The organism is uncultured Nocardioides sp., assembly GCF_947488025.1.
Taxonomy (GTDB): domain Bacteria; phylum Actinomycetota; class Actinomycetes; order Propionibacteriales; family Nocardioidaceae; genus Nocardioides.
Map to the genome: position 1 here is coordinate 1 of NZ_CANKYS010000002.1, position 23,558 is coordinate 23,558.

At 70.4% G+C, this 23,558-nt stretch carries 25 protein-coding genes; 6 read left to right on the forward strand and 19 right to left on the reverse strand.

Translation table 11 applies throughout. From position 1 onward, the window contains the following. Positions 1–111 precede the first annotated feature (111 nt). Positions 112–666: a GNAT family N-acetyltransferase gene (locus Q1B24_RS03340; protein WP_299923210.1), complete on the reverse strand. Its 555-nt coding sequence runs from the start codon at positions 664–666 to the stop codon at positions 112–114. 274 nt (positions 667–940) lie between these two features. Here Q1B24_RS03340 and Q1B24_RS03345 point away from each other — a divergent pair, with 274 nt between their 5' ends. Next, entirely contained in the window at positions 941–1,918 is a 978-nt protein-coding gene (locus Q1B24_RS03345; protein WP_299923211.1) for an IS110 family transposase, read from the forward strand. 269 nt (positions 1,919–2,187) lie between these two features. Here the strand turns inward: Q1B24_RS03345 and Q1B24_RS03350 are convergent, their stop codons facing one another. The 5 genes from Q1B24_RS03350 to Q1B24_RS03370 form a co-directional block, all read right to left on the reverse strand. After that, positions 2,188–3,528, reverse strand: a complete 1,341-nt coding sequence (locus tag Q1B24_RS03350; protein WP_299923213.1) for a DUF222 domain-containing protein — start codon at positions 3,526–3,528, stop codon at positions 2,188–2,190. Between the two features lie 137 nt (positions 3,529–3,665). Then, positions 3,666–4,271, reverse strand: a complete 606-nt coding sequence (locus tag Q1B24_RS03355; protein WP_299923215.1) for an acVLRF1 family peptidyl-tRNA hydrolase — start codon at positions 4,269–4,271, stop codon at positions 3,666–3,668. 8 nt (positions 4,272–4,279) lie between these two features. Next, positions 4,280–4,825 carry an NYN domain-containing protein gene (locus Q1B24_RS03360; protein WP_299923217.1) on the reverse strand — a complete coding sequence of 182 codons (546 nt, stop codon included), beginning with the start codon at positions 4,823–4,825 and terminating at the stop codon, positions 4,280–4,282. A 31-nt stretch (positions 4,826–4,856) separates the two neighbouring features. Then, on the reverse strand, positions 4,857–5,255 hold the full coding sequence (locus Q1B24_RS03365) for a hypothetical protein (protein ID WP_299923219.1): 399 nt from the start codon (positions 5,253–5,255) through the stop codon (positions 4,857–4,859). Positions 5,256–5,272: 17 nt separating this feature from the next. Continuing rightward, positions 5,273–6,055: an aminoglycoside adenylyltransferase domain-containing protein gene (locus Q1B24_RS03370; protein WP_299923221.1), complete on the reverse strand. Its 783-nt coding sequence runs from the start codon at positions 6,053–6,055 to the stop codon at positions 5,273–5,275. A gap of 124 nt (positions 6,056–6,179) precedes the next feature. Between Q1B24_RS03370 and Q1B24_RS03375 the strand changes: the two genes are divergently transcribed. Continuing rightward, positions 6,180–7,142: a superoxide dismutase gene (locus tag Q1B24_RS03375; RefSeq protein WP_299923223.1), complete on the forward strand. Its 963-nt coding sequence runs from the start codon at positions 6,180–6,182 to the stop codon at positions 7,140–7,142. A gap of 118 nt (positions 7,143–7,260) precedes the next feature. Here the strand turns inward: Q1B24_RS03375 and Q1B24_RS03380 are convergent, their stop codons facing one another. The 10 genes from Q1B24_RS03380 to Q1B24_RS03425 form a co-directional block, all read right to left on the reverse strand. Further along, on the reverse strand, positions 7,261–7,644 hold the full coding sequence (locus Q1B24_RS03380) for a metal-sulfur cluster assembly factor (RefSeq protein WP_299923225.1): 384 nt from the start codon (positions 7,642–7,644) through the stop codon (positions 7,261–7,263). Continuing rightward, positions 7,641–8,096: a Fe-S cluster assembly sulfur transfer protein SufU gene (gene sufU / locus Q1B24_RS03385; RefSeq protein ID WP_299923228.1), complete on the reverse strand. Its 456-nt coding sequence runs from the start codon at positions 8,094–8,096 to the stop codon at positions 7,641–7,643. Before sufU ends, Q1B24_RS03380 begins: the two co-directional genes overlap by 4 nt. Positions 8,097–8,098: 2 nt before the next feature. Further along, positions 8,099–9,325 (reverse strand): cysteine desulfurase, encoded by a 1,227-nt coding sequence (locus Q1B24_RS03390; protein WP_299925048.1) that lies wholly within the window; start codon positions 9,323–9,325, stop codon positions 8,099–8,101. Positions 9,326–9,446: 121 nt separating this feature from the next. Further along, entirely contained in the window at positions 9,447–10,205 is a 759-nt protein-coding gene (gene sufC, locus Q1B24_RS03395; RefSeq protein ID WP_299923230.1) for a Fe-S cluster assembly ATPase SufC, read from the reverse strand. Beyond that, positions 10,202–10,552 (reverse strand): non-heme iron oxygenase ferredoxin subunit, encoded by a 351-nt coding sequence (locus tag Q1B24_RS03400; protein WP_299923231.1) that lies wholly within the window; start codon positions 10,550–10,552, stop codon positions 10,202–10,204. The genes sufC and Q1B24_RS03400 overlap by 4 nt, the downstream gene beginning before the upstream one ends. Then, the gene (gene sufD, locus Q1B24_RS03405; protein ID WP_299923232.1) at positions 10,552–11,775 is read right to left on the reverse strand and encodes a Fe-S cluster assembly protein SufD; all 1,224 of its coding nucleotides are present in this window, start codon (positions 11,773–11,775) and stop codon (positions 10,552–10,554) included. Before sufD ends, Q1B24_RS03400 begins: the two co-directional genes overlap by 1 nt. Positions 11,776–11,822: 47 nt before the next feature. After that, positions 11,823–13,241: a Fe-S cluster assembly protein SufB gene (gene sufB, locus Q1B24_RS03410; RefSeq protein ID WP_299923233.1), complete on the reverse strand. Its 1,419-nt coding sequence runs from the start codon at positions 13,239–13,241 to the stop codon at positions 11,823–11,825. Then, positions 13,238–13,945 carry a metalloregulator ArsR/SmtB family transcription factor gene (locus Q1B24_RS03415; protein WP_299923235.1) on the reverse strand — a complete coding sequence of 236 codons (708 nt, stop codon included), beginning with the start codon at positions 13,943–13,945 and terminating at the stop codon, positions 13,238–13,240. The genes sufB and Q1B24_RS03415 overlap by 4 nt, the downstream gene beginning before the upstream one ends. Positions 13,946–14,009: 64 nt before the next feature. After that, positions 14,010–14,864 (reverse strand): ABC transporter permease, encoded by an 855-nt coding sequence (locus Q1B24_RS03420; protein ID WP_299923237.1) that lies wholly within the window; start codon positions 14,862–14,864, stop codon positions 14,010–14,012. Next, positions 14,861–15,838, reverse strand: coding sequence for an ATP-binding cassette domain-containing protein (locus Q1B24_RS03425; RefSeq protein ID WP_299923239.1), 978 nt, complete (start codon positions 15,836–15,838; stop codon positions 14,861–14,863). The genes Q1B24_RS03420 and Q1B24_RS03425 overlap by 4 nt, the downstream gene beginning before the upstream one ends. Before the next feature lie 64 nt (positions 15,839–15,902). On the opposite strand from Q1B24_RS03425, the gene Q1B24_RS03430 reads away from it, so the two are divergent. The 3 genes from Q1B24_RS03430 to Q1B24_RS03440 are packed head-to-tail and all read left to right on the forward strand — an operon-like array spanning position 15,903 to position 18,567. After that, positions 15,903–16,841 (forward strand): ABC transporter ATP-binding protein, encoded by a 939-nt coding sequence (locus tag Q1B24_RS03430; RefSeq protein ID WP_366916416.1) that lies wholly within the window; start codon positions 15,903–15,905, stop codon positions 16,839–16,841. Continuing rightward, positions 16,838–17,632, forward strand: coding sequence for an ABC transporter permease (locus Q1B24_RS03435; protein WP_299923241.1), 795 nt, complete (start codon positions 16,838–16,840; stop codon positions 17,630–17,632). Before Q1B24_RS03430 ends, Q1B24_RS03435 begins: the two co-directional genes overlap by 4 nt. Next, positions 17,632–18,567 carry a COX15/CtaA family protein gene (locus tag Q1B24_RS03440; RefSeq protein ID WP_299923243.1) on the forward strand — a complete coding sequence of 312 codons (936 nt, stop codon included), beginning with the start codon at positions 17,632–17,634 and terminating at the stop codon, positions 18,565–18,567. Before Q1B24_RS03435 ends, Q1B24_RS03440 begins: the two co-directional genes overlap by 1 nt. Positions 18,568–18,577: 10 nt before the next feature. Here Q1B24_RS03440 and Q1B24_RS03445 read toward each other — a convergent pair whose 3' ends face one another. The 3 genes from Q1B24_RS03445 to Q1B24_RS03455 form a co-directional block, all read right to left on the reverse strand. Continuing rightward, positions 18,578–19,069: a class F sortase gene (locus tag Q1B24_RS03445; protein WP_299923245.1), complete on the reverse strand. Its 492-nt coding sequence runs from the start codon at positions 19,067–19,069 to the stop codon at positions 18,578–18,580. Continuing rightward, positions 19,066–19,983: a hypothetical protein gene (locus Q1B24_RS03450; protein ID WP_299923246.1), complete on the reverse strand. Its 918-nt coding sequence runs from the start codon at positions 19,981–19,983 to the stop codon at positions 19,066–19,068. The genes Q1B24_RS03445 and Q1B24_RS03450 overlap by 4 nt, the downstream gene beginning before the upstream one ends. Positions 19,984–20,244: 261 nt before the next feature. Then, on the reverse strand, positions 20,245–21,213 hold the full coding sequence (locus Q1B24_RS03455) for a heme o synthase (RefSeq protein WP_299923248.1): 969 nt from the start codon (positions 21,211–21,213) through the stop codon (positions 20,245–20,247). A gap of 224 nt (positions 21,214–21,437) precedes the next feature. Here Q1B24_RS03455 and tkt point away from each other — a divergent pair, with 224 nt between their 5' ends. Beyond that, positions 21,438–23,552, forward strand: a complete 2,115-nt coding sequence (tkt, locus tag Q1B24_RS03460) for a transketolase (protein WP_299925053.1) — start codon at positions 21,438–21,440, stop codon at positions 23,550–23,552. Positions 23,553–23,558: the final 6 nt, after the last annotated feature.

Sequence of the window (23,558 nt, forward strand, 5' to 3'; positions counted from 1 at the left end):
CGGGGCCTCCAGCTCCGTCGACGGGCAGCCACAACGGCTGGTCGAAATGTCCTGAAGGATCACGTGCATAACAAGCATGGGCGGATGATCGCTCGCGCGGCTCTACGCGGCTTACGCAGGGTCCAGGTCCGACGAGATCTTGCTGAAGACGGCGAGGTCGACTCTTCCGGAGTGGACGAATCCGCCTGACCGCGCGACTCCTTCGTGAATGAACCCGGCCGACAGTGCTGCCTTCTGCGAAGCCTTGTTGCCGGTCGCACAGTGGATCACGACGCGCGCCATGTTCTGATCAGACAGCGCCCAGTCGGCCAGAACCCTCGACGCCTTACCCGCCAGGCCGTGTCCTCGCGCCCAAGGCGCGACCCAGTAGCCAATCTCGGTCTGGCGCGCAAGCCAGTCGGTCTTCTTCAAGTCGATGACTCCGCAGAGCCTCCCAGCAATCTCGATCCGTCGCACAAGACCTGCGCCGCTCGTGTGCATCTCGGGTGCGATGTCCTCGATGAATGCGCGCGCTGCGTCGGCGGTGTAAGGCTTTGGCAGTGGTAGCCACCACTGAGTGGTCTCGTCGCGACATGCGTGGGTGACGTCCTCAATGTCACCGGAGTCCAGAGGGCTGAGGCGGAAGCCGTCACCCTCCAGCACTTCATCTTCGAACTGACTCCCCATGCCCAGAGGCTAAGGCCGGTCTCGACGGCGGATGCACGCACATCGGCTGCTTGTTCCATTGACCCCAGGACCGGGTCTGGCGAGGCTCGGTCCAGGCGCCCGGGTCGTCGCTCTCATTTCGGCTGCCCACGCTGGTCGTGTGGCTCTCATTTGGCCTGCGTGACCCGGGCGTCGCGAGGGCCATGGAGAGGCTCAAGAGGGGATTGCCCAGCTCGAAGCAGCGTTGCCCTCCCGGCTCGACAACCAGTGACTGGACCGAGTATCGGAGGAGCAGATGAACGACGAGAGCAGTCGTGTGGTGATCGGGATGGACCCACACAAGCGGTCGGTGACCATCGAGGTGATGACAGCCGACGAGACCGTCCGCGGTGGCGGTCGCTATGCCACCGACGAGGCCGGGTTCGCCGCGATGAGGCGCTATGTCAGCCAGTTCCCGCACCGGGTCTGGGCGATCGAGGGATGCTCGGGGATCGGCCATCACGTCGCGGTCCGGCTGCTCGCCGCCGGCGAAGAGGTCGTCGACGTGCCACCGAAGCTGTCGGCGCGAGCCCGGGTGTTCTCGACCGGTCAGGGACGCAAGACCGACGCCACTGACGCCCACTCCGTCGCACTCGTCGGGACCCGGATGGCCGGCCTGCGTCCGGTCGTCAACGACGAGCAGCTCGCCGTGCTGCGACTACTGGTCGATCGGCGTCGCTCGCTCGGTGAGGAGCACACCCGCAAGACCTCCCAGCTGCACCAGCTGCTGCTCGAGCTGATCCCCGGTGGCGCGAAGCGCGACCTGTCCGCGGCTCAGGCCAAGGCGCTGCTGGCCAAGATCCGGCCGCGAGATGTGGTCGGCAAGACCCGCCGCCGGGTGGCCGCTGAGCTCGTCGCGGACCTCGAGCGGATCTACGCCCGGAAGAAGGAAGCGAACAGGGAGCTCACCGAGCTCGTGAAGGACACCGGAACCACGCTGTTGGACCTGCACGGCATCGGGCCCACCGGTGCCGCTCGGTTGCTGGTCGAGGTCGGCGACATCACCCGGTTCCCGAACAAGGCCCACTTCGCGTCCTGGAACGGCACCGCACCCATCGATGCCTCTTCCGGTGACCAGACCCGGCACCGGCTGTCGCGCAAGGGCAACCGGCAGATCAACCGGGTCCTGCACACGATGGCCCGCGTGCAGCTGCGCAATCCCACCGAGGGCGGGCCTACTACGACCGCAAGAAGGCTGACGGGAAAGCGCCCATGGAAGCCATGCGGTGCGTGAAGCGTCGACTGTCCGACATCGTCTTCCAGACCATGCTCAACGACGCTGTCCGCACCACCGCGGCGACGAAGAGGACGGGCCCGGGAGGGCAACGGGGCGACGACTCTGACTCCAGCGCGGCCGGCTCACAGCCCCACACCAACTCTTCGGACAAGCCACTTCCCGGACCCGCCAGAACCCAGCCTAGAACTCCACTCCCTGCTGCGTCTTGACACAGAGGGGTGCCAGATCCGTACGTTCGGGTGCCAACATCGCTTGAAGTGCGCCAGCTAGGAAATCAGGGTGAAGCTGCTTGCGACACGCAGCTCGAGGGGCGAGTACTCGATGGTGCCCGCCGGTCCTCCTGGCGCCGGTGGTGCTGTCGACCTGAAGAGGCGGAGGTGCTCGGTGACGCCGTGGACCTCGTGGGGGCTGGTGTCTCCCGGATCGGCGACCCAGGAGGCCCACCCGGGTGACTCCTTGACGTAGTTGCAGCGTTCGCAGAGGCCTTGGCCGTTGCTGGCCTCGGTGCGGCCGTCGTCTGCGGCGGGGGTGACGTGGTCGTGGTGGCGGATGGCGGCGTTGCAACCGGTGGTGCGGCAGGTGCCGCCGTCGCGGAGGTCGAGGAACTCGGCGAGGAGCCCGTCGAAGCGTCGGCTCGTGGACTCCATCGCGACGAGCGCCCGGTCGGCCGGGGTGACGAAGAGCCGCCGGAGGGTGGCCTTCGCGGCGTGGCTGGCGCGGCGGACGAGGTCGGTGCACAGGGCGGCGGGGAGGTGTCCGGCGCCCAGGATCTGGCCGGGCTCGGTGCCGTCGCCGAACAATGACTCAACGCCGATGACGAGGTTGACCTTGACGGGCGGGGTGTCGGCGGCGGGGTCGAGTCCGGTGATCCGCGCGGCCAGGGTGTCGGCGCGAACCTGTCCCGCGGTGCGCGAGTCACCGGCGGCGCGGGCGGCGGCCACCTCGGCGTCGAGCGCGCCACGGACTGCAGCCAGGTCCTCGAGCGGCAGGATGGCCGTGAGTCGACCGGTGCCGTCGTCGAGGGCGCGACTGGTGACGCCGCGGTCGGCGCGTGCCCGCCGACAACGGCGGGTCTCGGACTCTGCGGCGTGGGTGAGGCACGAGCGCCGCACGGCGTCGCGGAGACGGACGTCGCCGAGACCGGCCAGCCGAGGCGCCAGGTCTTCATCGACCCGGCTCCGTTGTTCGGGCGTGAGGTGGGCGACCTCGCGCGCGACAGCGAACGCCCGGTCCTCGGTCAGCTCTCCGCGAGCCAGCGCGGCCAGAGTCAGCGGCAGGTGGTCACGCAGGCGGCGGGACAGCAGCACCCGCTGCTCACCGCCGTAGGGACTGGCCAGGGTCGCGAGCGCCACCTCGGCGCCGACCGACATCGCCCGCGGGGGCGTACGCCGACCGGACGCGGGGACGTCCTCGCTGTCGGCAGCATCGGCGAAGGTGGCGGCCACGACGACCTGGGCGGCTGCCGCTGCGGACTTGATCCGCTCGAGCGCTTCGAGCTGGTCGAGGTGATCGACCGGAAGCGCGCCCGGGACCAGGTCCGCGAGCAGGTCTGCGAGGGCATGGACTTCTCCCGGATGACAGGGCGTGTCAGCCGCCTGCGTCACCATGGTTGCCCCCTTGTTCGTATCGAACTCTTGTTCGATTATCGCAGTTTCTGGCGTCACCGTCAACGCCCGCGAGTCCGCAATTGGCGCCCATCGTTCCGGCACACGACCACCGGGAGCAGGCGAGGGCAGTACCGAGCTCAGGCGTTGACGACGTCCACGGCGACCGCCTGCGCGTCTGCGACGGCCTGGTCGAGGACCGCCCGCTTCGGATCAGGCACCGGCAGCCAGGGACCGACCACCGTGAGCGACGACAGGCGGGGGTCGTCGAGAACGGCATCGACCGCGGGGTGGTCCCCGCCGGCCACCACGAGCCGGGCTCCGCCGAGGATCCGGGCGGCGTGGTCGGCGGCCGCCTCGTAGGCCTGCCGTGCCTGGTTGTCGCGCCGGCGGGCGAAGCGCTGCTGGCTCTGGCCGCCGGCCTTGGTGCGGCCCTGCACGTGGCGCTGGCCGATCTTGTGCTCGACGAGCGTGGCGCCGCTCAACCGGGCGACGGCGAAGCCGCCCTTGCGCACGAGCAGCACGCCCCACTCCCCCGGCGCCCGGGCGGCTGAGGCGAAGTCGCCGGCCTCGGCAGGACCGTCGTACGTCGTCGCGAACGGCAGCCGCGCGGTGAAGTGGGACCCGTCTGCGGCCTCCCCGCACAGCGCACCACCGGAGGCTGACAGCACCGCGCCACCGTGGCCGGTCGCGAAGTTCGCGACCCACCGCTCCCAGCGCGTGGGCGGGACCAGGACGGAGGGCACGACCGTCCTCAGAGGAAGTCGAGCGGGTCGAACTCGTCGATCGGGATGACCCGGGTGCGCGGCAACGGGGTGTTGAAGGCGCCGAGGTCGTACTCGAGGTCGAAGATCCGCAGGCCGGGGAGATTGCGGAACTGGGAGTTGACGAACTCCGTGAAGCCGATGACACCGACCTGTCGGCTGCCGTCGCAGAGCGCGGACACCTGGTCGACGAAGTCGCCGTCGTGGCTGACCAGCACGACGTCGGCCTCACGGTGGACGAGCGCCTCGGCGGTGCGCTGGATGGCGATGTCGACGACCTTGCCCTCACCGCTCAGCGGGATCGGCTTGAAGCCGATCGCCAGGAGCGCCTGCACGAAGCTGATCGGCAGCTCGGTGGTGGCGGCGAGGAAGAAGAGGCCGGTGACGTCCTGGTCGAAGGACCGCTCGGCCCACTCCAGGAGCCGGTCCCAGCGCGGACGTTCCTCCGGACGCGGACGCCGACCCAGGATCGAGGTGCCCAGGGTGGCGTCGATGTTCTCCCCGTCGACGAGGAGGTAGGTCATCCGCTCAGCCATGCGAGGACTCTCCCACACGCAGCCGTGCGCCTCAGGGCTGGTAGACGACCTCGAACGACTCGGTCACGTCGTCACCGGTGACGGTCACGTCGCTGACCTCGATCAGCGCACGCGGTCGGCCCGCGCCGTCGCACAGGATGGACAGCACGCCGGCTTGGGGCAGGTCGCCGGCGTAGTCGGCCACCGCTGCGGTCGTGCTCCCCCGCTCCTCGGCCAGCACGGTCTCGACGTAGGCGTCGGACTCCTCCGCCGAGTCGCCGTACGCCCAGGCCGGAGGCGGCACCGACTCCAGCGTCGTCGGCCCGAAGTAGGTCGGCGCCGCGTTGAGCTTGGCGTGGAAGCGGGCGAGGTCCCAGAAGACCCGCAGCTCCTCGTGGTCGAAGTCGATCTCGGACAGCTCGACATTGCTGGGCTCGACCTCGGGATCCATGTCCGAAGGGTAGCCAGTCAGGCCACGGCGGCGACGTACGCCGCGTAGTCCCGCGCGGCCTCCATCGCACCGGGACGCGGCGGCGCCTGCGGATCGAGACCGAGGTCGCGGTCGGCGAGCACCTGCTGGAGCAACGGGCGCCACGCGGGGTCGCCGTGCACCATCGCCCAGCGCAGCGCGTCGCGCTTGCTGGCGACCTCCCCTGTGCGGATGGTGTAGAGGCTGCGGCTGGCCTGCACGACGAGGTAGCGCTGGCACCACGCGACGGTCGGCGGGCACCAGCCCAGCACGTCGTCGGTCAGCGTAGCCAGGCCCGCCCGCGCGCTGTCGCGCAGCACGTCGGCGGGGACCGGGTCCATCAGCCGCACCGGGCACGGGCCGACCAGGGTGATGCCGTGCTCGCGCAGGATCCAGCGCGTCCAGGGCTGGTTGCAGTGCTCCGACCACGACATGACGTCCGAGCCGTGGTCGACGTGGAGCCACTCCCTGCCCAGCCCCGCCACCGACCTCAGGTCCTCGGAGACCGCGTACGAGCCCTCGAGGTGGCCGAACCAGAAGCCGTCGCGATGGGGCAGGTCGGCGTGGAGACGACGGAGAGCGGCCTCCTGCCCGGCGTCCGGCCGCTCACGCACCACCAAGAGGAAGTCGCAGTCGCTGTGCAGGTCGCCCGCACCCAACGCGAACGACCCCTGCAGGTAGGCGCCGACGAACGACGGCCCGAGCGCCTCCTGGGCGCCGGTGACGAGGTCGTGGAGCACGCCGTTGAGCTCGGCGTAACGCGTCGGGTGGGGGTTGAGCACGGATGGAGTGTGCGCCTGTCGGCGCACCGCCGCCACGGATTATCGGCGCGTGGCCCGAGTCGACCCACTGGTCCGCGGGCAGACCCCGGGCTACGGTCGAAGGTCCCACCCACTCGGAGGTCTCATGCGCCGCACCACCGTCTCGCTCGCCGTCGCCGCCCTCGCCGTGACGCTGTTGCCTGGCGCGTCACCCACCACCGCTGCTGTCGGTCCCCCGGACCGCCCGTTCCCGGCCCGCATCGAGCTCCCCGACGGCTTCCAGCCCGAGGGCATCGCCCTCGGCCCGGGCCCCACGGCGTGGTTTGGCTCGCGCGCCGACGGCGACATCTACGAGGTGTCGCTGCGCACGGGCGAGGGCAGCGTCATCAGCGAGGGGCCCGGCACGCCGTCGCTGGGGATGAAGTCCGACCGCGACGTGCGTCTCTATATTGCCGGCGGCACCTCAGGGACGGCTCGGATCGTCGACACGGGGACCGGCACGGTGGAGCGGACCTACCAGCTCGCCGCTGCGCCGAGCTTCGTCAACGACGTCGTGCTGACCAAGGGCGCCGCGTGGTTCACCGACTCGAACCGGCCCCAGCTCTACCGCGTGGACCGCGGTCCGGACGGGGAACCGGGCGCGACCGCGACCGCCGTGCCGCTGACCGGCGAGTGGGTGCAGTCCGCCGGGCTCAGCGCCAACGGCATCAGCACCACCCCGACCGGTGACGCCCTGCTCGTCGTCAACACGACCAGCGGGCTGCTCTACCGCGTCGACCCGGCCACCGGCGAGGCGACCGAGGTCGACCTCGGCGGCGCTTCCCTCACCCGGGGCGACGGGATGCTGCGGCACGGGCGCACGCTCTACGTCGTACGCAATTCCCTCAACGAGATCGCCGTCCTGCGCCTCTCCCGCACCGGGCTGAGCGGCCGGCTCGTGCGGACCATCGTCCAGGAGGACCTGCCCCCCGGGGCGTCGTTCGACGTGCCGACGACGGTGGCGAGGTTCGGCGCGCACCTCTACCTGCCCAACGCGCGGTTCACGACCCCGGCGACCCCGACCACCGACTACTGGGTGACCAAGGTGCGGGCGAGGGCCGGCGACTGAGCCCGCCGGTCGCCCGAGGCGCGCCGCCTCGGGTAACGGGTCGACGAAAGCACTCCCGCCCCCACTGATGGGGGCGGGAGTGCTGTTTCGGACCAGTTACCGGACGAGCAGGACGACCTCAGACGTTGAAGCCGAGTGCCCGCAGCTGCTCGCGACCGTCGTCGGTGATCTTGTCCGGACCCCACGGCGGCATCCAGACCCAGTTGATCGCGACGTCGCCGACGAGGCCCTCGAGGGCCGACTCGGTCTGGTCGGTGATCACGTCGGTGAGCGGGCAGGCCGCCGAGGTGAGGGTCATGTCGAGGACGGCGTTGCTGTGCTCGTCGAGGTGCACGCCGTAGACGAGGCCGAGGTCGACGACGTTGATCCCGAGCTCGGGGTCGACGACGTCCTTCATCGCCTCGGTCACGTCGTCGGCGGTCACCGTCGAGGTGCCGCCGCCCTGTCCGGCCTCGGGCACGTCGGGGAGGTCGCCGTGGTCGATGCCCTGGGGGTCGGTCATGAGGTGACTCCTTCTGATTGGGCCTGGGTGGTCGCGTCCTTCCACGCCATCCAGGAGAGCAGCGCGCACTTCACGCGCGCGGGGAACTTGGCGACACCGGCGAACGCGATGCCGTCCTCGAGGACGTTCTCGTCGGGCTCGACCTGCCCCTTGCCCTGCATGAGCTCGAGGAAGGTCCCGTGGATCGACATCGCCTCGTCGACCGGCTTGCCGATGACGAGGTCGGTCAGCACCGACGCCGACGCCTGCGAGATCGAGCAGCCGACGCTGTCGTACGACACGTCCTGCACGACACCGTCGGCGAGGTGCACCCGCAGGGTGACCTCGTCGCCGCAGGTCGGGTTGACGTGGTGGACCTCGGACTCGAAGGGGTCGCGGAGGCCCTTGTGGTGCGGGTTCTTGTAGTGGTCCAGGATGATCTCCTGGTAGAGGCTGTCGAGCTCGGCACTCATGTTCATCCCACCTTGAAGTAGCTGCGGGTGTGGTGGAGCGCCTCGACCAGCGCGTCGATCTCGGCCGGCGTCGTGTAGAGGTAGGACGACATCCGGGTCGAGCTCTGCACGCCGAAGCGCGCGTGAGCCGGCTTCGCGCAGTGGTGTCCGGCCCGCACGGCGACGCCGCGCGAGTCGAGGACCTGCGCGATGTCGTGCGGGTGGACGCCGGCGAGCTCGAAGGAGATCGCCCCTCCGCGGTCGGCCGCGTCGAGGGGGCCGAGGACGGTGAGGCCAGGCACCGACTGCAGGCCCTCGAGGGCGTACGCCGTGATCGCCTGCTCGTGGCGGTGGATCGCGTCGAGCCCGATGTGGCGGAGGTAGTCGACCGCGGCACCGAGCCCGACGGCCTCGACGATCGGCGGGGTGCCGGCCTCGAAGCGGTGCGGCGCCCGGGCGTAGGTCGAGCGCGCCATGGTGACGGTCTCGATCATCTCGCCGCCACCGTGGAAGGGCGGCAGCTCGTTGAGGAGCTCCTCACGCCCCCACAGCACGCCGATCCCCGTCGGCCCGGTCACCTTGTGGCCGGTGAAGACGAGGAAGTCGCACCCCGTCGCCTGTACGTCGACCGGGAGCTGCGGCGCGGCCTGCGACGCGTCGACGACCGAGACGGCGCCGACCGACTTCGCCCGGGCCACGAGGTCCGTGACCGGGTTGATCGTGCCGAGCATGTTGGACACCCAGGTGAAGGCGACGACCTTGGTGTGCTCGTCGACCAGCTGGTCGGCGTTGCTCAGGTCGAGCCGGCCGTCGTCGGTCAGCCCGAACCACCGCAGCTCGGCGCCCGAGCGCTCGCAGGCGAGCTGCCACGACACGATGTTGGAGTGGTGCTCCATCTCGGTGATGACGACGTTGTCGCCGGGACCGAGCTCGATCGTGCGAGCCAGCAGGTTGAGCGCCTCGGTCGCGTTCTTGGTGAAGATCACCTCGTTGCGCGACGGGGCATTGAGGAACGTCGCGACCTGGTCCCGCGCCCCCTCGTAGGCCTCCGTCGACTCCGCGCCGAGCTGGTGCATGGCGCGGGCGATGTTGGCGTTGTGCCGCTCGAGGTGGTCGACCATCGTGTCGATGACGACCTGCGGCTTCTGCGAGGTGTTGGCGCTGTCGAGGTAGACCAGCGGCACTCCGCCCGCGAGCGTGCGCTCGAGGATCGGGAAGTCCTTGCGGATCACGTCGAGATCCGGAAGCAGTCCTTCCATTGCGTTACCTCGTTTCGGCGGTGTGAGAAGTGGTGCTGGTCAAGGCGGAGGAGCGAAGGCGACCTTTGAGCGGAGCGGGTCGTCGAGCGACGACAACGCAGGCCAGTGCCGCTTATCGCGCCGCCGACAGGTACTTGTCGTAGCCCTCGGCCTCAAGCGCGTCGGCGAGCTCCTTGCCGCCGGACTCGGCGACCTTGCCGTCGACGAAGACGTGGACGTAGTCGGGCTCGATGTAGCGCAGGATGCGGGTGTAGTGGGTGATGAGCAGGACACCCTTGCCCTCGCGCTCGCGGAAACGGTTGACGCCCTCGGCCACGATCTTCAGCGCGTCGATGTCGAGACCGGAGTCGGTCTCGTCGAGCACCGCGACCTTGGGGTCGAGCAGCTCGAGCTGCGCGATCTCGTGGCGCTTCTTCTCGCCACCGGAGAAGCCCTCGTTGACGCTCCGGGTGCCGAAGGACGGGTCGAGGTTGAGCCGCTCCAGCGCGCCGTTGACGTCCTTCACCCACGTGCGCAGCTTGGGGGCCTCGCCGTCGACCGCGGTCTTGGCGGTGCGGAGGAAGTTGGACACCGAGACGCCGGGGACCTCGACGGGGTACTGCATCGCGAGGAACATCCCGGCGCGGGCGCGCTCGTCGACCGAGAGGGACAGCACGTCCTGGCCGTCGAGGGTCACCGAGCCGCCGGTGATCGTGTACTTCGGGTGGCCGGCGATGGAGTAGGCCAGCGTCGACTTGCCGGAGCCGTTGGGCCCCATGATCGCGTGGGTCTCGCCCTCCTTGATGGTGAGGGTGACGCCCTTGAGGATCTCCTTGGGGCCGTCCTCGGTGTCGACGGTGACGTGCAGGTCGGTGATGACGAGCTTGCTCATGCGGGGGTGACTCCGTTCAGGGTGGTCTCGGTGTCGACGTACACGTCGCTGGTGCCGTCGGGGTTGGCGCGTACGTCGATCGGGAAGGTGGCGACCGGCTCGGTCGCCGGGAGGTTGGTGGGCTTGCCGGTGCGCAGGTCGAACATCGACCCGTGCAGCCAGCACTCGATCTGGCAGTCGGCGACCTCGCCCTCGCTGAGGGCGACCGCGGCGTGGCTGCACTCGTTCTGCAGCGCGAAGACCTCGTCGCCGTCGCGGGCGACGACGATCTCGTGGCGACCCAGCGTCACCGCGAGGCCCTGGTCGGCCCGGACCTCGTCGAGTGCGCAGGCGCGCTCGAACGCCATCAGCTCTCCGACCCGAAGGCGGCGAGCGAGCCGACGTCCTTGAGGACGTTCTTGGCGAGCTCGGCCTCCACGGTGGTCAGCAACCGGTCCTCGATGGAGGGCACGCCGACCTTGCGGATGAGGTCGTTGAAGAAGCCGTGCACGACCAGGCGCTGGGCCTCCTGCTCGGAGACGCCGCGCGACTGGAGGTAGAACAGCTGCTCGTCGTCGAACCGCGCGGTGGTCGAGGCGTGACCGGCACCCTCGATCTCGCCGGTCTCGATCTCGAGGTTGGGGATCGAGTCGGCCTGGCAGCCGTCGGTGAGGACGAGGTTGCGGTTCTCCTCGTAGGTCTCGATGCCCTCCGCCACCTTGCGGATCAGCACGTTGCCGACCCACACGGTGTGCGCCTTCTCGCCCTGCAGCGCGCCCTTGTAGACCGCGTGGGACTTGGTGCGGGGAGCGGTGTGGTCGGCGAAGATCCGGTGCTCGATGTGCTGGCCGGCGTCGGCGAAGTAGAGGCCGAGCAGCTCGGCGGAGCCGCCGGGACCGTCGTAGGTGACGTTGGCGTCCATCCGGACCACGTCGCCGCCGAAGGAGATCGCGGCGTGCTTGTAGCTCGCGTCGCGACCCACGAGGGCCTGGTGGTGGGACAGGTGGACGGCGTCGTCGGCCCAGTCCTGGATCGAGACGACCGTGACGTCGGCGCCGGCACCCACGGCGACCTCGACGACCGCGGCGATCGTGGAGGAGCCGGTGTGGTTGAGGACGACGATGGCCTTGCTGTGCGCGCCGAAGCGCAGGGCGACGTGCCCCGCCTCGGTCACCGTCACGTCCTCGCCGTCGAGGTCGACGACGATCGGTTCGGCGACCTCGGTGTCGGCCGGCACGTCGATCAGCAGGCTCGAGGGCACCTCGGCCAGCACCCGTGCGGCCCAGCGCGTGTTGGGCACGAGGCCGGAGATGCCGCGCAGCGCGCGCGCCTCGTCGCCCGACACGCCCTCGATGCGGACGCCCTCGGGGGTGTTCCAGGTGCAGGAGGTCGCCGAGGGCATGAACTCGGCGTCGGCGTGCAGGCCCTTGAGCCGCTTGAGCGGCGTGAAGCGCCAGATCTCCTCGCGGCCGGTCGGGACCTCGTGGTCGGCGACGTCGAACGAGCCGGCCGGGTGGAGGTGGCTCTCCACCTTGCCGTGCTCGGGTCCCTGCTCCAGCGCGGAGCGGACGGAATCAGTGGTGACGGTCAAAGCTCTACTTTCTTCGTTCCTCGGGCGTACGGCGTCGGGTGGGGCGGTCAGCCGACCGCGCCCTCCATCTGCAGCTCGATGAGTCGGTTGAGCTCGAGGGCGTACTCCATCGGCAGCTCCTTGGCGATCGGCTCGACGAAGCCGCGCACGATCATCGCCATCGCCTCGTCCTCCTCCATGCCTCGCGACATGAGGTAGAAGAGCTGGTCGTCGGAGACCTTCGAGACGCTCGCCTCGTGGCCCATGGACACGTCGTCCTCGCGGATGTCGACGTAGGGGTAGGTGTCGCTGCGGCTGATCTGGTCGACCAGCAGCGCGTCGCACAGCACGTTGGACTTCGAGCCGTGCGCGCCCTCGTTGACCTGGATCAGGCCGCGGTACGACGTACGACCGCCGCCGCGCGCCACCGACTTGCTCAGGATCGAGCTCGAGGTGTGCGGCGCCGCGTGCACCATCTTGGCGCCGGCGTCCTGGTGCTGGCCCTCGCCGGCGAACGCGATGGAGAGGGTCTCGCCCTTGGCGTGCTCGCCCATCAGGTAGACGGCGGGGTACTTCATGGTGACCTTGGAGCCGATGTTGCCGTCGACCCACTCCATCGTCGCGCCGGCCTCGCAGGTCGCGCGCTTGGTGACGAGGTTGTAGACGTTGTTGGACCAGTTCTGGATGGTCGTGTAGCGGACGCGGGCGCCCTTCTTGACGACGATCTCGACGACGGCCGAGTGCAGGGAGTCCGAGGAGTAGATCGGAGCGGTGCAGCCCTCGACGTAGTGCACGTAGGAGTCCTCGTCGGCGATGATCAGCGTCCGCTCGAACTGGCCCATGTTCTCGGTGTTGATCCGGAAGTAGGCCTGGAGCGGGATGTCGACGTGGACGCCCTTCGGGACGTAGATGAACGAGCCACCCGACCACACCGAGGTGTTGAGCGCGGAGAACTTGTTGTCACCGACGGGGATGACGGTGCCGAAGTACTCCTTGAAGAGGTCCTCGTGCTCCTTCAGCGCCGTGTCGGTGTCGACGAAGATGACGCCCTTCTCCTCGAGGTCCTCGCGGATCGAGTGGTAGACGACCTCGGACTCGTACTGCGCGGCGACGCCGGCCACGAGGCGCTGCTTCTCCGCCTCGGGGATGCCGAGCTTGTCGTAGGTGTTCTTGATGTCCTCGGGCAGGTCCTCCCACGAGGTGGCCTGCTTCTCCGAGGAGCGCACGAAGTACTTGATGTTGTCGAAGTCGATCGTCGAGAGGTCGGAGCCCCACGTCGGCATCGGCTTGCGGTGGAAGAGCTTGAGGCCCTTCAGGCGCAGGTCGAGCATCCACTGCGGCTCGGACTTCTTCGAGGAGATGTCGCGCACGACGTCCTCGTTGAGCCCACGCGTGGCAGTAGCACCCGCGGTGTCGGAGTCGGACCAGCCGAACTCGTACTTGCCGATGCCCTTGAGCTCCGGGTTGAGTTCTTCGATGGAGGTCATGCCTTCTCCTTCTCGCTGATCTTCGGGGTCTGGGGGATGCACGTGGTGCACACGCCGTCGCCGTGGGCGATGGTCGCCAACCGCTGGACGTGGGTGCCGAGCACCGAGGCGATCGCCTCGGTCTCGGCCTCGCAGAGCTGCGGGAACTCGTGGGCGACGTGGGAGACCGGACAGTGCTGCTGGCACAGCTGCTCCCCCACGCTCTGCCCGTTGGCTGCAGGGAGGTCACGCACGGACGCGGCGTAGCCGTTCTGCGTGAACACCCGGGCCAGCGCCTCGGCGGGCGTCAGGTCGGGGTCGGTGGCCATGACGGCCGCGTAGTCGCGCTCGACGAAGGCCACCCGGCGCCGCGCGAACTCGACCACGGCGTCCTCACCCTGCGTCTCGGCCAGGAAACGCATGGCCTGCACGGCGAGGTCGTCGTACTGCTGGTCGAAGCTGTCACGCCCGGCCTCGGTGAGCGCGAAGACCTTTGCGGGCCGACCGCGACCGCGGGTGCCGTAGACCTTCTGGTCGCGCGACTCCACGACGCCCTCGTCGACCAGGTGGTCGAGGTGGCGGCGTACGGCGGCGGGGGTGAGGTCGAGCCTCAGGGCCAGGTCGGCGGCCGTCGAGGGGCCGTTCTCGAGGATCGTGCGGGCCACGCGGTCGCGCGTGGGCGCATCGCCCTCACGCTGTGCCGTCGACGTCCTCACGAATTCCACAACGCCAGTGTGTCGTTATTGCTTCCCGCCCTTCAAGCAAGGCTCACCTAACTACCGTTTCCGGTCAGTCGGCGGTGCGCGCCCGGAAGGTGCGGATCGCGAGCGGAGCGACGACGGCCGTGATCACGACGATCCAGCCGATCGTGAAGACGATCGGGTACTGCAGTGGGAGCTCGGCGTCGGCGTGGAGGGGCATGTCGTTGCCCCAGAGCTCGCGCACGGCCTGGGTGAGCGCCGAGATGGGGTTCCACTCCGCGATCGTGCGCAGCCAGTCGGGCATCGAGTCGGTCGGCGCGAAGGTGTTGGCCAGGAAGGTGATCGGGAAGATCGTGGCGAACATGACGCCGTTCACGGCCTCGACCGAGCGCATGGCCGAGCCGACCCAGATGCCGACCCAGATCATCGCGAAGGCCCAGCCCACGAGGAGCAGGTAGCCGAGGGCCGCCCGGAAGACGTCGGTGTGGATGGCCCAGCCGATGGTGAGACCCGTCAGCGACATCACCACCAGCCCGATCGACGAGTGCGCCACGCTCGAGAACGAGCGCCCCACGAGGACTGCTGCAGGATTGATCGGCAGCGAGCGCATCCGGTCGACGATCCCCTTCTCGAGGTCGGCGGTCAGCCCGACGGCCACGATGAAGGACGAGAAGGCGACGGTCTGCGCCATGATCCCCGCGAGCAGGAACGCCTTGTAGCCGCCCTCGATCGGGATGGCGATCGAGCTGCCGAAGACGAAGGCGAACAGCAGCACGAACATCACCGGCTGGATGGTGACGTCCATCAGCATCTCGGGCATCCGCTTGATGTGGATGAAGTTGCGCCGGGCGATGGCGAAGGACTGCCTCAGCAGCCCGGTCTGCCGGATGTCGGGCCTGCTGATCTGCCCGGACCGGGTGGTGGTGCCTGTCTGGTCGTTCACGATGCCTCCTCGGTCTGGTCGTCGGCGAGGTCGTCCTCGGCGCGATGACCGGTCAGGTGCAGGAACACGTCGTCGAGGCTCGGGCGCTTGAGCCCGATGTCGTCGAGCTCGATCCGGCTCTCGGCGAAGAGGCCGGCGATCCGGGTCATGTGGCCGAGCCCCTCGGCCGGGGCGGTGAGCTGGCGGGCGCCACGGTCGGCGTGCACCTCGGCGACGTGGTCCCTGAGCATCTGCTCGGCGATCTCGAGGTCTTCGGGACGGGAGACGGTCACGACGAGCGCGGCCGCGCCGGACTGGTCCTTGAGCTGCAAGGGGGTGCCCTCGGCGATGACCGTGCCCCGGTCGATCACCACGATGTTGTCGGCGAGCTGGTCTGCCTCCTCGAGGTACTGCGTCGTCAGCAGCAGGGTGGTCCCGTCGGCGACGAGCTCGCGCAGCACCTCCCACAGCTCCACGCGCGAGCGCGGGTCGAGGCCCGTGGTCGGCTCGTCGAGGAAGAGGACCGGCGGGGTGGCGATGAGGCTGACCGCCAGGTCGAGGCGGCGCCGCATGCCGCCGGAGTAGGTCTTGGCCGTGCGGTCGCCCGCGTCGGCGAGCGAGAAGCGCTCGAGCAGCTCGTCGCTCGCACGCCGGATGTAGGCGGGGTCGAGGCCGTAGAGGCTGCCGATGAGGCGCAGGTTCTCCCGGCCGGTCAGGAGCTCGTCGACGGTCGCGGCCTGCCCGGTGAGGCCCATGCTGCGCCGCACGGCCGCCGGGTCGCCCAGGATGTCGTGGCCGGCCACCCGCCCGGTGCCCGCCGTGGGACGGGTCAGCGTGGTCATCATCCGCACGGTGGTCGTCTTGCCGGCGCCGTTGGGGCCGAGGAGTCCGAGCACCGAGCCCTCGGGCACGACGAAGGAGACCCCGTCGACGGCCACGGTGTCACCGAAGTGCTTGACGAGGCCCTCGGCCTCGATCGCGAAGGAGCGCGTCATGGCGACCACGCTAGCTGCGGGGACCGACAGCCGCTCCTCATTAAGCCGCACCTAGAATCAGGACGTGCCACCTGCCTCCCCCGCCGTCGTCGTCGACGGCCTGGTGATGGCGTACGGCGACAAGGTGGCCGTCGACGGGTTGTCGCTGGAGGTCGCGCGGGGATCGATCACCGCCGTGCTCGGCCCCAACGGCGCCGGCAAGACCACGACGCTCGAGACCTGCGAGGGCTACCGGGTGCCGCAGCGGGGCACCGTGCGGGTGCTGGACCTCGACCCCCAGCGCGACCGGGCCGAGCTGCTCCCCCGGATCGGCGTCATGCTGCAGAGCGGCGGCGCCTGGAGCGGCGTACGCGCCGTGGAGATGCTGGAGCACATGGCGTCGCTCCACGCCCACCCGCTCGACACTGAGATGCTCGTCGACCGGCTGGGCCTGGCCGAGTGCGGCCGCACCCCCTACCGCCGGCTGTCCGGCGGCCAGAAGCAGCGCCTCGGGCTCGCGATCGCCCTCGTGGGGCGCCCCGAGCTGGTCTTCGTCGACGAGCCGACCGCCGGCATGGACCCGCAGGCGCGTCGCACGACCTGGGAGATGCTCGAGGAGGTCCGCCGCGACGGCGTGACCGTCGTGCTGACGACCCACCACATGGACGAGGCCGAGCACCTGGCCGACCTGATCCACATCATCGACCGCGGCACGCTCATCGCCTCCGGGACGCCTGCCGAGCTGACCCGCGGGGGCCGCTCGGCGACCATCCGGCTGGTCGTGAACCGACCGTTCCCCGACGGTGCGCCCGAGTCGCTGCGCGCCGAGCTGGGTCCGCTCACCGAGGTGCGGCAGCTCGACGAGGTCAGCATGCTCATCCACGGCCCGGCCGACGCCTCCACCCTCGGCCGGGTCTCGAGGTGGTGCGAGGAGCACGGCGTGCTGCCCCAGACGCTGACCCTGGGCCAGCGCACGCTCGAGGACGTCTTCCTCGAGCTCACCGGACGGGAGCTGGCGACGTGACCGTCCACCCGACCGGCACCTTCACCCCGGCGCCCGGCAGCGCCGGGCTCGGGCGGATGGTGCGCGCGCAGGCGCGCATGGAGGCGCGGCTGATGCTGCGCAACGGAGAGCAGCTCCTGCTCGCGATCGTGATCCCGGTGATCGTGCTCGTGGGCGGTGTCGCCGCGGCCGGCCGCCTCGGGAGCACCTTCGAGGGCCACGCGCCCGTCGACCTCCTCACCCCGGGGGTGCTCGCCCTCGCCATCATGTCGACGGCATTCACCTCCGTGGCCATCGCCACCGGCTTCGAGCGCCGCTACGGCGTGATCAAGCTGCTGGGATCCTCTCCCCTGCCCCGCCACGGCCTCCTGCTCGGCAAGGTGCTGGCCCTGCTCAACGTCGTCGCCCTGCAGCTCGTCGTGCTGGTCGCCGTCGCCCTGGCCCTCGGGTGGGAGCCTTCGCTCGCGCATCCGCCGACCGCCGTGGTCGGACTGGTGCTCACGGTCGCCCTGGGAACCGCCGCGTTCGGCTCCCTGGGCCTCCTCGTCGCCGGCGCGCTGCGTGCCGAGGCGACGCTCGCGCTCGCCAACCTCGTCTACCTGCTCCTGATGGCAGGCGGCGGCGTGGTGCTCCCGACCAGCGCCTACGGCGCCGCCGGCGGGCTGATCCAGTGGCTGCCGTCAGGCGCCCTGGGCGAGGCGATGCGCGCTGCGCTCGTGCACTCCGACATCGACAGCCGATCGCTGCTCGTGCTGGCGGCCTGGGCGCTGCTCGGCGCGGTGCTCACGGCCCGGACCTTCAGGTGGGAATGATGGGACGCACCCTGCTCGACTCCCTCGCGCGGTTCCTCTGGCCGCTCGCGGTGGCCAACCTCCTCGCCAACATCGGCATCGTCGTCACCGGCGCTGCTGTCCGGTTGACCGGGTCGGGCCTCGGGTGCCCGACGTGGCCACGCTGCACCGACGCGTCGTACGTCGCCCACGGCGAGCTCGGGATGCACGGTGCGATCGAGTTCGGCAACCGGCTGCTGACCTTCGTCCTGGCCGCCGTCGCGGTGCTCTGCTTCCTCGCTGCCCTCGGGGCGCGGCACCGCCGCGCGACCCGGCTCGCCCTCGTGATCGGCCTGGGCATCCCCCTGCAGGCGGTGCTCGGCGGCATCACGGTGCTGACCGACCTCAACCCCTGGGTCGTCGCCGGCCACTTCCTGCTGTCGATGGCGATCATCATGGTCTGCGTCGCCCTGCTCGACGAGCTCCGCAGTCCCACGCGCGGGCTCGCTCCGTCGCTGCCGCGCGCACTCGCCTGGGCGACCTTCGCAGCCGGCTGGGTCGTCCTCTACCTCGGCACGGTGGTGACCGGCGCCGGCCCGCACGCCGGTGACACCGACTCGCCGCGCAACGGCCTGGACCCGGCGACGGTGTCGCAGGCCCACGCGATCTCCGTCTACGTCCTCGTCGCGCTGACCGTGGCCCTGCTGGTGGTCGCGCGGCGCGGTGGGCACCAGTGGCTCGCCCGGGTCACCGCGCTGGTGCTGCTCATCGAGGTGCTCCAGGGCGTGCTCGGCTGGGTGCAGTACTGGCTCGACCTGCCGGTCGGCCTCGTCGCCCTGCACATGCTCGGCGCCGGGCTCCTGGCCGCCGGCCTGGCCCGCATCGCGCTCGCGGTGCTGCCGCACCGCGGCGCCGACGAGGCCCGCGCGGACGGCGTACGCCAGACGCACGCCGCCACGCGCATCGCCCCGTCGTGAAGCTGGGAGGTCAGGACCGCCCGATCTTGCGGGCGAAGACGACCGTGCGCTTGGAGTAGTCGTCGGCCTTGCACCCGACGAGCACGATCCGGGCCGGCCCGGCGACGGAGTAGAGCGAGCCCATCCGCCGTGAGGCAGGCCAGAACTCGCGTCGGGTGACCTCGAAGCGGCAGCCCGCCACCTTGATGACGTCGCCGCGGCGCAGCGACCCCCACCGGTCGGCCACGCCGTTGCCTGCCCGCCACGCGTGACCGGCGTAGACAGTGCTGCCGGTGGGGTCGCAGGGCGGGTCGCCCTGCGACCAGGTGTAGACGGCACCGCGGAGCCGGTTGCCGACGGCCAGGGTGTCGTTGCGAGCCGGCACCTTGATGATGGCCGCGTCGGTGGAGGTGCGCGCGATCGTGAGCCGGTCAGGAGCGGCATGGGCCGCACCCTGACCTGCCGCGGCGGTGGTGCCGAGCACCACCGCCGCGACGATCCCCGCAGCGCGGGAGCGGGTCATCGCGACCCGGTGCTGGGTGCGACCTCCGGAGCGCTGGCGCACGGACGGGTGCGGAACGACATCTTCCACACGTGCTTGCCCTGCAGGCGGTAGGACGTGTCCACCGCGTGGGCCCGGACGGTGACCCGCTTGCCGCGAGCCTTCAGCCACACGCCCTGGCGGAGGGTCTTGCCCTTCGACGTGTAGACGACGCCCGAGCGCTTGACGACCTTGTAGACGTCGCCGCGGGTGCCGCACTTGTCGATCTTCCGGGCCCGGGCCGACACGGCGCGCGCCTCGGCGGGCAGCACCTCCGGCGGGGTGACGACGGGCGGCTGGACCACCGGCGGGGCGACCACCGGCGGCTCGACCGGCGGCTCGACCGGCGGCGTCGGGCAGGGCACGTTGCTGTCGCTCGGCGCCGGGTAGGTGATCGACGTCTGACCGCCGGGGAACTGGTTGCCCGGGTCGGCCGTCACCGTGACGCTGCCGTCGGGGTGGGTGGTCGAGGTCCAGGGCCCGGACGGGACCTGGCCGTAGGACGCGTTGCCCGGACCGCAGTCGTCGGTCACGGGGATCGTCGGCGGCTGGACGGTCGTGACGTGGCAGTCCTCGGAGAACTCACTGACGCGGATCTTGCCGGAGTTGGTCTGGGTCGTGTTGTTGTCCCACTTCGCCTTCAGCGTGAGGACGACGTCGGACGTCGGCCGTGCGGTGATGGTCTCGTTGAAGTACCGGGTCTGGCGCGAGGTGAACTCGGCGCCGACCGGGACCACGGCTCGGTTGGACCAGGTGATCCACTCCTTGCGGCTCTCGCTGTTCGTCACGGTCCAGGTGACGGCCCAGCCGCCACCGGTCCTGCAGACGACGGAACCGGTGATCGTGTTGTGGTGCGCGCTGGCCGCGCCTGCAACACCGACGACGGCGAAGCCCACGGCCAGGACGAGGGTGACGACCCTCGAGACACCGCGGTGGATCGGACGGCGACGAACCCCCAGTCCGGACGCGCCCCCAGCGGTCCGGTGTCGTCGCTCACGTGATGAAGACATGCAGAACTACCCCCTGCTCCCGCGGGGGTGACCCGATGCCTCCCCCTGCGGAGAAGTCAACGTGAGATCGCATCAGCGGACACGGAACGTTGTCTCAAGAAGGACCCCAGAGTTGCCGAAGTCTCCTGACAGGACCTGCGAGCTGCGCTACCGGCCGAGGAGGGGGTCCAGTGCTACGGCGACGAAGAGGAGGGAGAGGTAGAGGTTGGAGGCGTGGAAGAGCCGCATCGGGTTGATGTCGGTCAGCGCCTCCGAGCTCTTGGCGCGCGTCCACATCCGGTGGGCCTCGACGAGGAAGACGGCGCCCAGTACTCCGGCGGCGACCGGGTAGACCAGGCTCGTCCCGGCGACCGGCCACAGCAGGAGGGAGGTCGCGACCATGACCCAGCTGTAGACCACGACCTGGCGTCCCACCTCGGCTGCCGGCTTCACCACCGGGAGCATCGGCACGTCGACGTTGCGGTAGTCCTCGCGGTAGCGCAGCGCGAGCGCCCACGTGTGCGGCGGGGTCCAGAAGAAGACCACCAGGAAGAGCACGACGGGCGTCCAGGCCAGCTCCCCGGTCACCGCGGTCCAGCCGATGAGGGCCGGGAAGCAACCGGCCAGCCCGCCCCAGACGATGTTCTGGGTGGTCCGGCGCTTGAGCAGGATCGTGTAGACGATGACGTAGAACGCGTTGGCCAGCACCGACAGCGCGGCCGAGAGCCAGTTGACCCACAGCGCCAGCACCACCGTCGACAGCACGGCCAGCACGGTGGCGAAGACGAGGGCGGAGACCGGCGAGACGATGTGGCGTGGCAGCGCCCGGCGCCGCGTACGTCGCATCTGCTCGTCGATGTCGCGGTCGTAGACGCAGTTGTAGGCCGAGGCGGAGCCCGCCGACAGCGCCCCGCCGACCACGGTGGCGGCGACCAGGCCGAGCGGCGGGATGCCACGCGCGGCGAAGAACATCACCGGGACCGTCGTCAGGAGGAGCAGCTCGATCACGCGCGGCTTGGTCAGTCCGACATACGCAGCGACCACGTCGCGCCACGTCTTCGACCCCTCGGGCGCGGCACCCTGGTCACCGGTCGACGGCCGGGCGGACGCGGCAGCGTTCGGGCCGGCGTGGGACACGGTGGAGAACCTCGGGACGTCGGGGACGGATGGGACGCGTACAGCGGGGAACCGAGGGGATGAACGGCCGGATGTTCCGGCGTCCGGGACGACCCTCGGGCACGGTCGAGTCTACTCGGCCACGACGATAGGGTCGCAGTCGAGGCCACCCCTGCTGGGCTGTGATCCTGACTGCACCCGGTTGCACTCCACCGAGAGGAACTGCGTTGACCAAGAAGTCCGCCCTGCCCGCCACCCTCGAGTGGGACGACACCGACCGTCGAGCCGTCGACACCGCCCGGGTCCTGGCGATGGACGCGGTCCAGAAGGTCGGCAACGGCCACCCCGGTACGGCGATGAGCCTGGCGCCGGCGGCGTACCTGCTGTTCCACAAGGTGATGCGGCACAACCCCGCCGACCCGCACTGGACCGGTCGCGACCGTTTCGTCCTCTCCTGCGGCCACAGCTCGATCACCCTCTACACCCAGCTGTTCCTCGGCGGGTGGGGCCTCGAGATCGAGGACCTGCGGACCCTGCGCACGTGGGGCAGCAAGACGCCGGGCCACCCGGAGTTCGGCCACACGGCGGGCGTGGAGACCACGACCGGCCCGCTGGGCCAGGGCGTCGCCAACGCGGTCGGCATGGCGATGGCAGCACGCCGCGAGCGCGGTCTGCTCGACCCCGGCACGGCCGAGGACGAGTCGCCCTTCGACCACCACGTCTACGCGCTCTGCTCCGACGGCGACCTGCAGGAGGGCGTCAGCGCCGAGGCCTCCTCGATCGCCGGCACCCAGCAGCTCGGCAACCTCACCCTCATCTACGACGCCAACCAGATCTCGATCGAGGGCGACACCGACGTCGCGTTCACCGAGGACGTGGGTGCGCGCTACGAGGCCTACGGCTGGCACGTCCAGCACGTCGACTGGACCAACGACGGCACGGACTACGTCGAGGACGTGCCGGAGCTCTACGCCGCCGTCCGCGCCGCCGACGAGGTCACCGACCGGCCCAGCCTGATCGTCCTGCACACCGTCATCGCCTGGCCCGCTCCCAACGCCCAGGGCACCGGGAAGTCGCACGGCTCCGCCCTCGGCGAGGAGGAGGTGGCCGCCACCAAGGAGATCCTCGGCTTCGACCCCGAGCAGCACTTCGAGGTGCCGACCGACGTGATCGAGCGCACCCGCTCCCTCGTCGCGCGCGGCAAGGAGCAGCAGGCCGCCTGGCAGGAGCGCTTCGACGCGTGGAAGGGCTCAGCGTCCGAGGACGTCGTCCAGACCTTCGAGCGCATGCAGACCCGCGCGCTGCCCGCCGGCCTCGCCGACGCGCTGCCCAGCTTCGACGCCGACCCCAAGGGCGTGGCGACCCGCAAGGCGTCCGGCGCGGTGATCAACGCCGTCGCCGGTGTGATGCCCGAGCTGTGGGGCGGCTCGGCCGACCTCGCCGAGTCCAACAACACCACCATCGAGGACGCGCCCTCCTTCATCCCGGAGAGCCGCTCGACCGACCAGTGGACCGGCGACCCGCTCGCCGGCCGGGTGCTGCACTTCGGCATCCGCGAGCACGGCATGGGCGGCATCCTCAACGGCATCGCGCTCCACGGCGGCACGCGCGTCTTCGGCGGCACCTTCCTCACCTTCAGCGACTACATGCGCGGCTCGGTCCGCCTGGCCGCGCTGATGGGCCTGCCCGTCACCTACGTGTGGACCCACGACTCCATCGGCCTCGGTGAGGACGGCCCGACGCACCAGCCGATCGAGCACCTCGCCGCCCTGCGCGCCATCCCCGGCCTCGACGTCGTACGACCTGCCGACGCCAACGAGACGGCCGCCGCGTGGCACGCCGTCCTGCAGCGCACCGACCACCCGGCCGGCATCGCGCTGACGCGGCAGAACGTCCCCGTCTTCCCCCGCGGCGAGGAGGGCTTCAGCGACACGTCCGACGTGCACCGAGGCGGCTACGTCCTGATCGACGCGCCTGCCATCGACGGACGTGACGGCGACCCCGACGTGATCCTCATGGGCACCGGCTCGGAGGTGCAGGTGGCGGTCGCCGCCCGCGAGCTCCTCGCCGCCGACGGCATCCGCGCCCGCGTGGTGTCCCTCCCCTGCCTCGAGTGGTTCGAGGAGCAGGAGGAGGCCTACCGCGAGACCGTGCTGCCGCCCACCGTCAAGGCGCGCGTCTCGGTCGAGGCCGGCGTCAAGCAGGGCTGGCGCGACTACGTCGGCGACCACGGCCGCATCGTCTCCATCGAGCACTACGGCGCCTCGGCCGACTTCGCGCGCATCTACGAGGAGTTCGACATCACGGGCGAGGCGGTGGCCAACGCCGCCCGCGACAGCCTGCGCACCCTGACCGACTGACGTACC

Excerpts from the sequence above, each read along its gene's own strand:
- Q1B24_RS03400 (WP_299923231.1), bottom strand. The coding sequence starts at position 10,552 with ATGGCGTTCGAGCGCGCCTGCGCACTCGACGAGGTCCGGGCCGACCAG.
- Q1B24_RS03340 (WP_299923210.1), bottom strand. The coding sequence starts at position 666 with ATGGGGAGTCAGTTCGAAGATGAAGTGCTGGAGGGTGACGGCTTCCGC.
- sufU (WP_299923228.1), bottom strand. The coding sequence starts at position 8,096 with ATGAGTGCCGAGCTCGACAGCCTCTACCAGGAGATCATCCTGGACCAC.
- Q1B24_RS03440 (WP_299923243.1), top strand. The coding sequence starts at position 17,632 with ATGGGACGCACCCTGCTCGACTCCCTCGCGCGGTTCCTCTGGCCGCTC.
- Q1B24_RS03360 (WP_299923217.1), bottom strand. The coding sequence starts at position 4,825 with ATGGCTGAGCGGATGACCTACCTCCTCGTCGACGGGGAGAACATCGAC.
- sufC (WP_299923230.1), bottom strand. The coding sequence starts at position 10,205 with ATGAGCAAGCTCGTCATCACCGACCTGCACGTCACCGTCGACACCGAG.
- Q1B24_RS03445 (WP_299923245.1), bottom strand. The coding sequence starts at position 19,069 with ATGACCCGCTCCCGCGCTGCGGGGATCGTCGCGGCGGTGGTGCTCGGC.
- sufB (WP_299923233.1), bottom strand. The coding sequence starts at position 13,241 with ATGACCTCCATCGAAGAACTCAACCCGGAGCTCAAGGGCATCGGCAAG.
- Q1B24_RS03380 (WP_299923225.1), bottom strand. The coding sequence starts at position 7,644 with ATGACCGACCCCCAGGGCATCGACCACGGCGACCTCCCCGACGTGCCC.
- Q1B24_RS03425 (WP_299923239.1), bottom strand. The coding sequence starts at position 15,838 with ATGACGCGCTCCTTCGCGATCGAGGCCGAGGGCCTCGTCAAGCACTTC.
- Q1B24_RS03350 (WP_299923213.1), bottom strand. The coding sequence starts at position 3,528 with ATGGTGACGCAGGCGGCTGACACGCCCTGTCATCCGGGAGAAGTCCAT.
- Q1B24_RS03345 (WP_299923211.1), top strand. The coding sequence starts at position 941 with ATGAACGACGAGAGCAGTCGTGTGGTGATCGGGATGGACCCACACAAG.
- Q1B24_RS03365 (WP_299923219.1), bottom strand. The coding sequence starts at position 5,255 with ATGGATCCCGAGGTCGAGCCCAGCAATGTCGAGCTGTCCGAGATCGAC.
- Q1B24_RS03375 (WP_299923223.1), top strand. The coding sequence starts at position 6,180 with ATGCGCCGCACCACCGTCTCGCTCGCCGTCGCCGCCCTCGCCGTGACG.